Genomic DNA, 13,912 nt, shown 5'->3' on the forward strand with positions numbered 1-13,912 from the left:
GGCGTGCTCTTGGTGGGTTGTGAGCAACCCACTTTAAATATCCGGGCGCTCCACGCGCGCGGCGGGCCCACCCCGGGCCGGGGTGGGGGGGGGGGGCGGGGCGCGCGGGCCCCGCCCTGACGGGTACGAAGTACGGTTGCGGTGCCGGCATCTGCGGCGCGTGCACCGTCCACATCGACGGCCGGCCGGCGCGTTCCTGCGTGACACCCGTGGCGAGCGTGTTGGGCGCGGAGATCACCACGATCGAAGGACTGGCGGGCGATGGCAGCCCGCTGCACCCCGTGCAACAGGCCTTCATAGACGAGCAGGCGCCGCAATGCGCTTGGTGCATGATTGGGCAGATCATGACAGCCGCTGCGCTGCTGCGCGACAACAGCGCGCCGACTAGCGACGAGATCATTAGCATGATGAACGGCAACTACTGCCGTTGCGGCTGCTATGTTCGCGTGCGTGCTGCCGTGGCGCGTGCGGCCGATCTGCTACGGGGCTAAGAATGTCTGATCAAGCCACGGGGAAGCGTTTGCGCGTCACTCGACGCGGATTTCTCATCGGCACGGGAGTTGCGGGCGTGGGCCTCGTGCTCGGTGCCGCGCTCGGCCGCGACAGCATACATCGTATTGTTGCCGGACAGATCGAGCGCATGATGAGTGCGGGTATAGGCGGACCAACGGCAGATCCTAACGCTTGGTTCGAAATCACGCCGGACGACGTCGTACGTTTCAACGTCATCAAGATAGAGATGGGTCAGGGCATTCACACGGCGCTGACGCAAATTGCGGCCGACGAGCTCGGAGCGCGGTGGGAGCAGATGGACGTGCGTCCGTCGAGCACGGCTTTCGGACCGCCTGACTCGAGCACTACCGGCGGCAGCTTCTCGGTGATGTCTTCCTATGACCACCTGCGCCAAGCGGCGGCCTCTATGAGAGCCCTACTCATCGGTGAGGCGGGCAGCAAGATGGGCGTCCCCCCCGGAGAACTAGAAGCTGCCGCCGGCGTCGTAAGGCTCAAAGCGGATCCTAGCCGGCGGCTGACGTTCGGCGAAATCGTTGACGGAGTAAGTGTCTGGCCGGACCCACCTGATCAACCTGTTCTGAAGTCACCCTCTGACTTTACCTACATCGGCAAGGTCGTGCCGAGAATTGATTTTGAGAACAAGCTACGCGGCAAGCCGGTCTATGCCTACGACGTACACAGGCCGGGGATGCTCTACGGCGCAGTCGCGCGCGCGCGGACGATCGAGGCGCGGATGGTCTCCGCCGCCGCGGGCGGGGCCGAGACGATGCCGGGCGTGGAAGCGGTCGTGATCAATGTCAAAGCAGGTTTCGCTGGCGTCGCCGCACGCACTCGCGAGCAGGCCCGCCGTGCCACGCAGGCTTTGTCGGTTGAGTGGGACACAGGGAGGCGCTGGAATCAAGACGAGATCGAGGCGCTGCTCGTGACCGACAGCGAAGCGTGTACGTCGGTGTGGCGACGCGGCGCGGGCGAGGGCGCCCTAAACGAGCAAGCTATCGTGGCCGAATATGTCACGCCCTTCGCGGTTCAAGCGCAATTGGAACCCGAAGCAGCGCTTGTCGATCCAGTCGCCAAGGAGATCTTTGTGTCGGCACAGGGGCTCGAACCCAGTCGCGACGCGATCGCTAAGATTCTCGGCATTGAGCCCAAGGGCATAACCGCGCATAACCTCTATCTGGGCGGTTCCTTCGGTCGCAAGATGGGCTTGGACAGCGGCCCGGAGGCTGCGCGTCTCGCGAAGGCGACGGGACGGCCGGTGCATGTAGGCTGGACGCGCGAGGAGGAAATGCGATGCGGGCCCGTGCGGCCGGCACAACGGAATCTGATGCGCGCGGTGCTCCAGGATGGGCGAATTTCCGTCCTGTCCCACAACGTCGCGAGCGGCGAGGTTTTGTTCAGCATGTTACCTACACCGCTCAAGCCTATTGTGGGCGCGGACCCGGGCATCTGGATGAGCGGCATCAATCACTATCGTGGAATCCCGCACTACGAAACGCGGGTTAACACCGTTCACCTTCCCGTCCAAACTGGATCGTTGCGCGGGCTTGCGTCGCTGGCGAACACGTTTGCCATCGAAAGCTTCTTCGACGAGCTTGCGGCGGTGGCCGGCGCCGATTCATTGCAGTTCAGGCTCGACCACCTCGACGATTCCTCCTACAGTAGTCGAATCCGAACCACGTTAATGGCGGCCGCGGAGCTCGGTGGTTATGGCACCTCCGTGCCGGTCGGGCGCGCGCGCGGCATTGCGGTGACGGACTACCATGATGCGATCGCGGCCATGGTCGCGGAGATCTCCATCGAGCCCGATGGCGAGATCACGGTACACCGCGCGAGCGGCGCGGTTGACATCGGACTCGTCATCAGCCCCGATGGCGCTCTAGCGCAGGCGCAAGGCTCGATCGTCATGGGGTTGAGCTCCACATTGATCGAAGAGATGACAGTCAAGGACGGCGTCATTGAGCCGAGCAACTTCGACCGCTACCCGCTCATCACGAATCGCCGAACGCCCGAGATCGAGGTGCGCATTCTCGGCCTCGACGGCAAACCGCGAGGCATGGGCGAGCCAATGATCGGGCCGGTCGCCGCCGCCGTGGGTAACGCATTCTTCACCCTTACGGGCCGGCGGCTGCGCCGGATTCCATTCACGCCGGCCAGAGTCAGGGAGGCGCTAGCCAAGTAAGAAGACCAGTCGACCTTTATACGAACGTCCCTCGCGCTGCGCGACCGAGGCCTGAAAGGTTCCTACCCGGAACAGCCCGTCAGTTCTGCACAATCACAAGATGGAAAAACGATGAGCAGGAATACATAACGTCGTCATCGGAAAGCGCTCACGGTTTCAAATCCCGTCATCGCCTATGCGCGCTAAAAAAATGCTGGTTGTGAGTGAAAGTGCGGCAAGGCCGGGATGTTCCCCAGATCTATCCAGGCGTGGCGATATTTTGGGCTTCGCGTCTGCGCTGTTCATCACCAAATCCGAATCGACGAGATTATCTCTATTGCTGAATCCGCTGTTCTCTCCGTCATGGACGAGCTGGTCTACGAGGGACATAAGCTTTAGTGCCGCTGTTGCTTGACGCGCGGCAAGCACGAAAAGACATCAGCCGCTCGCCACGACGCAAGAAGCGAATTTGAAAGTTGAGGCAAGAAGGCGCGGTGGTAAGCGTCCACGGCCCTCTGCTTCGACAGATCAGCTCATCGTTGGCATTACAAATTCGGCGCCTGACCGGATACCGGTCGGCCACCTTGTCGTGATCGTCTTGAGCTTGGTGTAGAATCGAACTCCTTCGGGACCATGCATGTGGTGGTCGCCGAAAAGAGATGCTTTCCAACCACCGAACGAGTGGAACGCCATCGGCACCGGGATCGGGACGTTGATGCCAACCATTCCCACCTGAATTTGGTGCGCAAACTGACGGGCCGCGTCACCATCCCTTGTGAAGATAGCAGTGCCGTTGCCGAATTCATTGTTGTTGATCATCTCGGCTGCCTCGTCATAAGACTTGGCGCGTGCCACCGCGAGGACCGGACCGAAGATCTCTTCACGGTAGATTTTCATGTCGGTGGTCACGCGGTCAAATAGACTTCCGCCGATGAAATATCCGTTTTCATAGCCCTGGCGCCGGAAGTCGCGTCCGTCGACAATCAGCTTTGCACCCTCTGCGACGCCCGCATCGATGTAACCCCGGACCTTGTCAAGGTGGGGCTTTGTCACCAATGGGCCCATTTCAGCCTCGGGATCAGTACCTGGACCGATGTTCAGGGCGCGGACCTTGGGCGCCAGCTTTTCGATCAGCCGATCGGCTGTGGTATCCCCGATGGGGACCGCCACCGAAATCGCCATACAGCGTTCGCCAGCAGAGCCATAGGCCGCACCCATCAGCGCATCGACGGCCTGGTCCATGTCGGCGTCCGGCATGACAATCATGTGGTTCTTGGCGCCGCCAAGAGCCTGGCAGCGCTTGCCGTGGCGGGTGGCGGTCTCGTAGATGTAGCGGGCAATCGGAGTGGAGCCCACAAAGCTGACGGCGACGATGCCGGGGTCGGTCAGGATGGCGTCCACCGCCTCCTTGTCACCGTGCACGACGTTGAAGACGCCGTCTGGCAGCCCGGCCTCCTTCAACCACTGCGCCAGAATGAGCGACGCTGACGGATCCCGCTCCGAGGGCTTCAGGATAAAACTATTACCGCATGCGAGCGCCACCGGAAACATCCACAGCGGCACCATGGCTGGAAAGTTAAACGGTGTAATTCCGGCGACCACTCCAAGCGGCTGACGCAAAGAGTAACTGTCAACGCGGGTACCCACGTTTTCGGTGACTTCTCCCTTAAGGAGTTGCGGTGCCGCGGTCGCGAATTCGACGACCTCCATGCCACGCTGAATCTCGCCTTTTGCATCCGAGAGCACCTTGCCGTGCTCAGCGGTGATGGCCTCGGCGAGCTCGTCGATCCTGTCTTCCATGATCCGCAGAAAGCGGTTGAGGATGCGCGCGCGCCGCAGCGGAGGGGTGTTTGCCCAAGCCGGAAAGGCTTTCCGAGCCGCCGTGACTGCGGCCTGAACGTCTTGCGCCGTAGCCAGGCCAAGCGTTGCGGATTGCTCGCCGGTGGCCGGATTGTAGACGAGCGAAGTGCGGGTGCTCGGGCTAAGTACCAACTCACCATTGATGAAGTTCGGAATAGTCGCCGCCATGGACTCTCTCCTGTATCAGAGCTTGATCAAGTCCCGTATGGAGCGCATAGAATTGCGCTTCAACAGCCGAATTAGCGGCTCCGTTGTGCAGAAAGTATAGCCGATGGATTGGGAGCGGGTCCGGATATTTCTCGAGATTGCGCGGGCCGGGCAGATTCTGAAGGCCTCAAAGAACCTGCGCCTGAATCATGCAACGGTCGCTCGCCAGCTCACAGCGCTGGAGCGTAGCCTGAAAACCAAATTGCTCGAAAGGCACACGTCTGGCTGCACATTGACGGCGTCCGGCGAGGCTCTGCTCGCTGCGGCCGAGCGCGCAGAAAGCGAATTTCTAAAGGTGGGCTCCAGCATCGGAGCGAGGAGCGAGGCGATCACCGGTACGGTGCGGGTCGGCGCGCCGGACGGACTTGGAAATTATTTCCTGGCCGATCGTCTGGGCGCACTGGCCGCAAGCCATCCCGGGCTGGTAATTCAGCTCGTCCCACTTCCACGCACCTTCTCGTTGTCGAGGCGAGAGGCCGACATCGCTATCACGCTGGAGCGGCCCAAGCAGGGGCGGCTCATCCTTTCAAAATTGACTGATTACACTCTTAGCGTCTACGCGGCGGACAGTTACCTAGCACGGGAAGGACCAGTCAAAACTCAGGCCGAACTTCAAGGGCGGTTGTTCGTCACGCATGTTGAGGATTTCGTCTATAGCCGTGCTTTGGATTACGCATCGACTCTTGGCCGTCTCATGTCGCGCCGCTACGAATGCGGAAGCGTCGTTGCGCAGATGGAGGCGGTGCGAGCTGGCCACGGCGTTGGCATTCTTCACGATTACGCGGCCAGGCGCTACCCCGAGCTCAGGCAATTGCTCCCGGATCTACGCTTCGTGCGAAACTACTGGCTCACCTCTCATCCTGACACGCATGAAACGCGGAGAGTTCAGGAGGTACACCGCTTCATCGCTTCCTCCGTGAAGGCTGCTAGGTCATCTTTCGAGGCGTCTTGACCACGCTCGCAGATCGCTCCGGAACAGCTTCGAGCTTCGCTCCTGATCCGGCGCATTCAATGAACGCCCGCAGGGCGGACGAGACGAACGTATCTTTTCGGTGAACAAACACGGTGACCGCTGTGCCGGTGCCATTGGGCAATGGATGGAGCCGGATCAAGCCCTGCCGTTCGGCCGGCTCCGCCACAACACGTGGAATGAGCGAAATGCCGACCGATGCCGCGACACAGCCGATGATACCATCGAGCGTTCCCATCTCCATCCAGCGCAAGTCGACAAAACCACGATGCGCCAAATATTCCGACAAGCGCTGACGGTAGGAGCAGCCCGCGCGGAAAACGATCACCTTGCGGCCGCTTCCTGTTGCCAGGAACTTGGTAAGATGTTGAGCGGACAACACCATCGGTGACGTCACCAGCACCAGCTCCTCCTCCACAATAGGCTTGCAGGCGAGCTCGCCGTGCGTGATCGGTGCGGAGACGAAAGCTCCATCCAGTTTGCGGGAAACCACATTGTCGACGAGAACCGCCGTAGGGCCGGTCTCGATCTGAACGTCAACGTCGGGATAGGCGATCGCATACTGCGTAAGCAGAGGCGGCAACCGTAAGGCCGCCGTTGTCTCCATCGAACCGATGCGCAACTCGCCGCTTGGGAAGGCCTCGTCCTTCACCGCGCGCTGGGCCTCTGCCAAAAGCTCGCTGATCCGATTGGCGTAAGGGAGCAGCCTGCTCCCCATCGAGGTCAGCGTCACTCCCTTTTTTGATCGATGAAAAAGTTGGACACCGAGCTGAACCTCGAGTGCCCGAATCCGCTGCGTCACATTGGACTGCACAGTGTGGAGCTCATTTGCCGCCCGGCCGATCCCGCCCGCCATTGCCACCGCCGTAAAGAAGTTGAGATCGGTGCTGTCCATAGGTCATCTCCCATAATGATGACTTTGATCAAAACTAATCACTTTTCCGTTGTCAATGACTGATCTAGCGTTTGCATGGAAAAGGCGGAGCGCGCCTGAGCGAGGACGGAAAATGGGCATCAAGACGAGATTGACCGACTTTTTTGGACTCGAGCATCCAATCATATTGGCGCCGATGGACCCCGCCTCCGGCGGCGAACTGGCGTCGGCCGTTTCCGCGGCCGGCGCGTTGGGCATGCTGGGCGGCGGTTATGCGAACCGGACCTGGTTCGAAGAACAATCGGCCAAGGTGAGCCGCCCGGACGTTGGATGCGGTTTCATCACATGGGCTCTGGCAAACGATCCTGGTCTGCTCGATCTTGCTTTGCAGCGGCACAACAGGGCGATCATGCTCTCATTCTCAGATCCCGAACCCTATGCACCGAAGGTGAAGCAGGCGGGTATTCCGCTCATCTGTCAGGTACAAACACTTGAACACGCGAAGCGCGCCATCGATGTCGGGGCCGACGTCGTGATAGCGCAAGGCACCGAGGCAGGTGGCCACGGGCTAACGACGCGTTCGACGATGCCCTTCGTTCCAGCTGTCGCCGATCTGGTGGCACAAAGGGCTCCTCATGTCCTCGTGGTTGCTGCAGGCGGCATCGCCGATGGACGCGGCGTGGCCGCAGCGCTGATGCTCGGTGCCGATGGCGCGTTGATGGGGACGCGCTTTTGGGCCACGCAAGAGTCGGTGATCCATCGTAACGCAAAGGAAAAGGTGGTGACCGCCACGGGCGACGAAACAATCCGCACGCGTGTCTACGACGTCGTCCGCAAAAAGCCATGGCCCTCAGAATACACCGGCAGGCTCATGAAAAATGGCTTCATCGAGCAGTGGCATGGCCGGGAGGACGAGTTGCGTAACCTCCAAGAGGCGGAGCTGCAGCGCGTCGAAGCGGCCTGGTCATCGGGCGACTATGATACTGCCAATGTCACCGTTGGCGAGGGTATCGGATTGATTCATGACATCCCAACCGCTGGTGAATTGGTGAAGCGGATCTCGACAGAAGCCAGCGCTTGTCTTTCGCGCTACGCGCCCACGCATCGCTCGATCGCCGCGTAAGCAAGCCGCCAGCTTTCTACGTATTTGCCAGGTGACGACAGCGCGTGCGCTCTGACGTCCGCGCCACAAAACCCGCTTGCCAAAACTGCGAAGGAGACTCCCATGAGCCACCCGAAAGTGGATGCCCGAGCTCCGGGCATCTGGACCATAGTACTGGCCTCCAGCGCAGGCACGGTCATCGAGTGGTACGATTTCTATTTGTACGGCAGCCTGGCCGTATTTTTTTCAACTCTTTTCTATCCTCCAAACGACCCCACGGCAGCGCTCCTGGTCAGTGTAGCTACTTTCGCAACCGGATTCGTCGTTCGTCCGTTCGGCGCCCTTCTCTTCGGTAGCCTAGGCGATCGTCTCGGGCGCAAGCACACTTTCCTTCTCACCTTGGTTTTGATGGGCATTTCGACCACCTTGGTCGGATTCCTGCCGACATATGCCGATATCGGGTTCGCTGCGCCCATAGCACTGGTTGTACTGCGCCTCGTCCAGGGCCTAGCCATAGGCGGCGAGTATGGCGGGGCCGCGATTTACGTCGCAGAGCATGCTCCAGCAAACCGTCGCGGCTTTTTCACAAGCTTTATCCAGACCACAGCGACAGTTGGTTTCTTCGTAGCGATTCTGGTCGTGCTCGCGTGCAGGTTATCACTTGGAGAAGAGGCATTCCGGGCGTGGGGATGGCGCATCCCGTTTCTGCTATCAGCCCTTCTGCTCATGCTGTCGATCTATTTGCGCATGAAGCTGAGCGAATCACCGATTTTCGAGCAGATGCGTCAGGCCGGCAAAGTCTCGCGCGCGCCCATCCGGGAAAGCTTCGGCTCGGGGCAAGGCCTTCGCTACTCGCTCTACGCTCTCTTCGGCGCAACAGCTGGTCTGGGCTGCGTTTGGTACACTGGACAATTCTATGCGCTCTATTTCCTGCAGAGCGTCCTCAAAGTGGACTTCCTTACCGCGAACGTGTGTGTCGCGGTTGCCTTAGCGATCGGCACACCTCTGATCGTCGTCAGCGGCGCTGTTTCGGACCGCATCGGACGCCGGCCCTTGATAGTCGCTGGACTGCTTCTCGCTGCGGCCCTTTACATTCCGATCTACATGGGAATCACGACGGCGGCAGCGGCCCACAACTACCTTGCCATCACCGCTCTGATTTTGGCGCAACTCGTCTTCGTTGCGCTTGTCTACGGGCCGAACGCCGCGTTTCTCGTCGAACTTTTCCCTGCGCGGCTGCGATACACCTCGCTATCCCTACCTTACCATATCGGAACCGGAATATTCGGGGGCTTCGTTCCGCTAATTGGCCTCTCGCTCGTCAGCTACACTGGCAACATCTACGCGGGCCTGATTTACCCTATCGCAATCGCACTGATGACGGCGATCGTGAATGTGTTTTGCCTGCCTCGGGCAGCAGCGACCGACTCCTCTGAACTCGGAGGTCGCCCTGTTGCGGAACAGCAGCTCGCCTGAGCCTAGGCAATGGGGCCTACGAGTGCCGCACTTGACCCGCTGGCGGCGAACGCGAGCAAGACGACGCGCGAACGGCGGACACTGATCCGCTCGTTCGGAAGCTTTGCAGCCTGGGATAGGCCGGCGGCTACGACGCGATTCGTCCACATGCCCGGCCAGTGGAACTGACCGTGGCATCCCGACCACCTCAGCGTATGTGCCGTTGAGCTTCTCTACCAGCTAAGTTCACCAGTGTGACCCAACTAGCGAGATGGTGCTGTTGAGCGGACCAGGATCGTCGTGAAGGCGGCGCATATCCAACTGCGAGCCAAATGACAATTGGGCTGGTCATCACCCCGCACCCAGCCCGCTTCCCCGAGCCGCAATGGCGCGGTACCGCAAGTCGGTAGGAAAAATGAGCTACGTACGCCGCTTGAGTCGTTCGTTGTACCCGAACAGGGGCAGATCTTCGAAACCGTCAACTGCGCACCTGGTGCCGGCCTGGTGCCCTAGTTCGAAGGCCAACGGCCGTGTTAATCACGCCGCGCTAATCAGGCCGCCCTCTTGGACTTAGAATGCGACCTGATCAGATCGAAGATGGCCTTCATCGCACTTGAGACGTAGACATCTTTCCGGTGCACGAACACGGTCTCTACCATAGCCCGGGCCGGCAGCAATTTATGGACGGCGACTCTGCCGTCTTGCAGCGCAGGAGCGATAACGCCTCTCGGCAGAAGTGTGACGCCGAGGCCCGCAGAGACACAGCTGATGATGGCATCGAGCGAGCCGAACTCTTGCGGAAGGGCGGTGGCGATGCCCATTTCCGCCAAGCTGGTCTCCAGCCGTTGCCTATACGAGCAGCCGATCTGGAACACGATTGTTTTTAGACCCTCGATGGCGATCAGTTCCTTCGCGGTCCGGATGGATGGTGCCGTGACAAGGACAAGTTCTTCCCGGAAGAAGGTCTCCTGCTCCAGGTCGGGATGCCTGATCGGACCGGCTACGAATGCACCATCCAGGCGATACTCGAGAACGTCACTCAAAAGGCGAGCGGTCGTGCCGGTCGTGATAGCGAGTCTTACTTTGGGATATGCCTTCGCGAACCTGACCAGGGCGGGCGATAGTCTCAAGGCCGTGGTCGTCTCCAAGCTGCCTAGCAAAAGAGCGCCGTTCGGCGTTCCATCGTCTCGTGCAGCGGAGAGCGCATCCGCGACAAGCCTTGAGATTTTAGCAACGTAAGGGAGGATCCTGCGCCCGGCCGGCGTGGGCGTCACACCGCGGGCGTGACGCTGAAATAGAGGCAGGCCGAGCTCCTCCTCCAGGATGCGAATTCGCGCGGTGACGTTGGACTGGACCGTATGCAACTCAGACGCTGCACGGTTCATGCTACCAAGCCGCGAAACCGCCTCGAATACTTTGAGATCAGAGAGATCCATGTGCGTGCCTTTGCAAATCCGCTTCTCAGGTTATCGCATTTCGAGATAGGAGTTATCATATCAAATCATTTTTACTGCTTGCTCGAAAGCTTTATATCTCACCGCGCGTTAGAGGGCGCGTACATGAACGATCACCACGTCGCATCCCGGAACCCTCCGGCGTTGAGTCCATGGCGCGCAGCTGCAGCGGGGTCGTGCGCAACCCTTGTCGGAATTGGCCTGGCGCGGTTTGCATACACGCCCTTGCTTCCGGCGGTCGTTGGAGCCCACTGGTTCGAGGCGTCGGCTGCGGCCTATATAGGAGCCGCGAATCTCGCGGGCTATCTCGCTGGTGCGTTGCTGGCACACCCTATGCTCAAGATCGGTTCGGCGGCCCTAGTCATCCGAACCATGATGCTACTTGCAGCGGCCGCATTCATCGCCTGCGCGTTTCCGATCTCTTTCCTCTGGTTCTTTGCTTGGCGGCTAGCATCGGGAGTCACGGGCGGGGTGCTCATGGTCTTGGCTGCCCCAACCGTTCTTTCCCATATTTCTCCATCCCGGCGCGGCCTTGCCGGTGGCATCATTTTCATGGGGGTCGGCATCGGCATTGCGGCCTCGGGTACGATCGTGCCGTTGCTTCTCAAACACGGCCTGAAGCAAGCTTGGTTCGGGCTTGGAGCCTTGGCCCTCGTGTTGACTCTGATCGCCTGGAACGGATGGCCTCCGACACCTAACACGGCGGCACCGGCCCCCGTTCATGAGCCCAGCGGGGCACTACCACTGCGGCTCCTCTATGCAGAGTATGGCCTTAATGCTGTGGGCTTGGTGCCGCACATGCTCTTTCTCGTCGATTTCGTGGCCCGCGGACAGGGTCAGGGTCTGCAGACGGGCGCCCGATACTGGGTGCTGTTCGGAGTAGGCGCGATCATTGGTCCCTTGCTCACTGGCCGTCTCGCCGATGCGACCGGCTTTCGGCGGGCCCTGCGTATTGCTTACGCAGTCCAGGCAATCGCGGTTGCTTTACCTGTGTTTCACCTCGGCGCCCCCGGCCTCGCCATGTCGAGCCTGGTCATCGGTGCTTTCACCCCCGGGATCGTCGCACTCGTACTTGGCCGTGTTCATGAGCTGATACCCCGCGATGCTACGGGCCAGAAAGTCGCCTGGAGCGCCGCGACCACGAGCTTTGCCATCATGCAGGCGCTGGCTGCATTCGGTCTATCCTTTGCATTCGCCCGTAGCGGAGGCGACTACACCATGTTATTCCTGCTCGGCGCTGCATCGCTGGCTGCTGCCTTTCTCATGGACCTTGTTGGGGTGTGGGCCTCGCCACCAAAGCGGGACTAGCAACAGCCGCAGCACGGCCTCTTATCCGCCACTGTGTTTGTGGTCGCGCCCAAGATATTGCTGGTGGCCGATGCAATCCGAATTCTGTTATCTTGAGACTAGATGACCTTCATCTGATTTCGTGATGAACGGGGTCACCACATTTCTCGGATGCGTTTTCCTGCAAGTAGGTTTGCAGCTTTTCTTGCACCGCGATTTTGATCTCGGCAATGCGCAAGATGATCCACTGGGTCTCTAAAGGCAATTTTTATCAATCTCCGATATTTGAGGAGCCGTCCAGTCGACGACCTGCCCGGAACCGAAAGATAGGCCATGCTCCGCAAGCTCAAGATTTCGTCCAAGTTGATGTTGATGGTAGCCCTTTCGATACTCGGCATTGCTGCAGTCGCAGCGGCCGGACTTTCGGCCCTCAAGAGCAGCTTGCTCGAAGACAGGAAGGATAAACTCCAGCAACTTGTACTGTTGGCGAAGCAAGCCCTAGAGCTGGATTACAATAACTCGAGACAGGCCGGCCTGTCCGAAGAGCAGGCAATGGAGCGAAGCAAACAATTGCTGCAATCGCTGCGTTTCGGGAAGGACGACTACTTCTACGCTCTTGACAACCACTCAGTCCTCGTCGCGCATCCAAATCCCAAATTGCAGAACAAGAGCATGAAAGATACCGCCGATGCAAACGGCGTGTACTTCTCGCGCCTCCAGGTCGATGTTGTGAAGTCGGCGGGATCTGGATTCGTGGCCTTCAGCTTCCCGCGGGCGGGAGCGGGCGAGCCGCTCCCGAAGATCGCCTATGTCGTCAGATTCGCGCCTTACGATTGGGCTGTTGCTGGCGGCATCTATTTGGATGACATCGATGCGATCTTCTTCGCACAAGTCAGGCAGATGTCTTTGCTCATCTTTGTAGCCCTCGTGCTTGTGCTGGCGCTGTCGATATTCCTCAGCCGCAGCATCACCCGGCCGATCGCCGGCTTGACCGCAGCCATGCGAAGGCTTGCGGGCGGCGATACGGAATCGATCATTCCGGCACTCGGCCAAGCGGATGAGCTCGGCGAGATGGCGATGTCGGTTCAAGTATTTCAACAGGCCATGTTGGAATCCAGTCGCCTGCGTCAGGAGCAGGACACGATGAAACTGAGGGCAGAAGCGGAAAAGAAGCTTCTTCAAGCCAAGCTGGCCGACGATTTCGAGCAAGGGGTGAGGACGTCCCTGGAATCTCTCTCGCACTCTGCCGGCGCGATGCGGGTGACGTCTCAAAGCATGTCTGACACGGCGAAAACGGCAAGCGAACAATCCGAGGTCGTTGCGGCTGCAGCCGAGGAAGCGAGCAGGAGTGTTCAGACGGTTGCCTCCGCAACAGAGCAATTGTCTGCCTCGATTGCCGAAATCGGCAATCAAGTGGCTCGGTCAACCAGGGTGGCTGCAGACGCGGTGGAAGAGTCCCAGCGAACCAACAAGACCGTGCAGGGGCTCGCCACCGCGACTTCCAAGATTGGCGATGTCGTTCAGCTAATTAGCGCAATCGCCAGCCAAACTAACCTCTTGGCTTTGAACGCTACCATTGAGGCGGCGCGCGCAGGCGAGGCTGGAAGGGGTTTTGCCGTGGTGGCGAGTGAAGTCAAATCTCTGGCAAGCCAGACAGCCCGCGCCACCGACGAGATCTCAGCGCAAGTTCATGGAATGCAGGGCGCGATGGCTGGCGCCGTTCAGGCCATTGACGGCATTGGCGATACGATTTCATGCATCAACGAGATTGCGATCGCAATCGCGGCTGCCGTGGAAGAGCAGGGGGTCGCGACGCGTGAGATAGCACGCAGCATTCAGCAGGTCGCACAAGGCACTGAACAGGTTTCGGGCAACATCGTCGGCGTCAACGAGGCCGCGAGCCTGACCGGCGAGGCGGCAAGCGGTGTCCTTGGAGCCGCAGACGATCTGGGGCAGCAATCGGACGGCTTGAGATCGGAGGTCGACCGCTTCCTGGCGAGCCTCCGTGCAGCATAGTCGACCAGCCCGGGCC

10 protein-coding genes are annotated in these 13,912 nt (G+C 60.0%); 7 read left to right on the forward strand and 3 right to left on the reverse strand.

From position 1 onward, the window contains the following. The first annotated feature begins 116 nt into the window (after positions 1-116). On the forward strand, positions 117-491 hold the full coding sequence (locus AC0L3K_RS18950) for a (2Fe-2S)-binding protein (RefSeq protein ID WP_473366713.1): 375 nt from the start codon (positions 117-119) through the stop codon (positions 489-491). Positions 492-493: 2 nt separating this feature from the next. Beyond that, positions 494-2,692, forward strand: coding sequence for a xanthine dehydrogenase family protein molybdopterin-binding subunit (locus tag AC0L3K_RS18955; RefSeq protein ID WP_473366570.1), 2,199 nt, complete (start codon positions 494-496; stop codon positions 2,690-2,692). A gap of 507 nt (positions 2,693-3,199) precedes the next feature. Here the strand turns inward: AC0L3K_RS18955 and AC0L3K_RS18960 are convergent. Next, a complete protein-coding gene (locus AC0L3K_RS18960; RefSeq protein ID WP_473366571.1) occupies positions 3,200-4,699 on the reverse strand; it encodes a CoA-acylating methylmalonate-semialdehyde dehydrogenase in 1,500 nt (499 codons plus the stop codon). Between the two features lie 103 nt (positions 4,700-4,802). Here AC0L3K_RS18960 and AC0L3K_RS18965 point away from each other — a divergent pair, with 103 nt between their 5' ends. After that, on the forward strand, positions 4,803-5,690 hold the full coding sequence (locus AC0L3K_RS18965; RefSeq protein WP_473366572.1) for a LysR family transcriptional regulator: 888 nt from the start codon (positions 4,803-4,805) through the stop codon (positions 5,688-5,690). On the opposite strand, the gene AC0L3K_RS18970 is transcribed toward AC0L3K_RS18965, so the two are convergent. Further along, positions 5,665-6,603, reverse strand: a complete 939-nt coding sequence (locus AC0L3K_RS18970) for a LysR substrate-binding domain-containing protein (protein WP_473366573.1) — start codon at positions 6,601-6,603, stop codon at positions 5,665-5,667. The two genes, AC0L3K_RS18965 and AC0L3K_RS18970, sit on opposite strands and share 26 nt — an antisense overlap. 112 nt (positions 6,604-6,715) lie before the next feature. Here AC0L3K_RS18970 and AC0L3K_RS18975 point away from each other — a divergent pair, with 112 nt between their 5' ends. Together AC0L3K_RS18975 and AC0L3K_RS18980 are read left to right on the forward strand one after the other, a co-directional pair. Then, complete coding sequence (locus AC0L3K_RS18975; protein WP_473366574.1) at positions 6,716-7,705, forward strand: NAD(P)H-dependent flavin oxidoreductase; 990 nt, start codon at positions 6,716-6,718, stop codon at positions 7,703-7,705. A 102-nt stretch (positions 7,706-7,807) separates the two neighbouring features. Further along, the gene (locus AC0L3K_RS18980) at positions 7,808-9,160 is read left to right on the forward strand and encodes an MFS transporter (protein ID WP_473366575.1); all 1,353 of its coding nucleotides are present in this window, start codon (positions 7,808-7,810) and stop codon (positions 9,158-9,160) included. A gap of 530 nt (positions 9,161-9,690) precedes the next feature. Here the strand turns inward: AC0L3K_RS18980 and AC0L3K_RS18985 are convergent. Then, positions 9,691-10,575, reverse strand: a complete 885-nt coding sequence (locus AC0L3K_RS18985; RefSeq protein ID WP_473366576.1) for a LysR substrate-binding domain-containing protein — start codon at positions 10,573-10,575, stop codon at positions 9,691-9,693. A gap of 123 nt (positions 10,576-10,698) precedes the next feature. Here AC0L3K_RS18985 and AC0L3K_RS18990 point away from each other — a divergent pair, with 123 nt between their 5' ends. Then, positions 10,699-11,901 carry a YbfB/YjiJ family MFS transporter gene (locus AC0L3K_RS18990; protein ID WP_473366577.1) on the forward strand — a complete coding sequence of 401 codons (1,203 nt, stop codon included), beginning with the start codon at positions 10,699-10,701 and terminating at the stop codon, positions 11,899-11,901. Positions 11,902-12,213: 312 nt separating this feature from the next. Beyond that, positions 12,214-13,896 (forward strand): methyl-accepting chemotaxis protein, encoded by a 1,683-nt coding sequence (locus tag AC0L3K_RS18995; RefSeq protein WP_473366578.1) that lies wholly within the window; start codon positions 12,214-12,216, stop codon positions 13,894-13,896. Positions 13,897-13,912 lie beyond the last annotated feature (16 nt).

This window comes from Bradyrhizobium sp. MI1.10 (assembly GCF_055811035.1).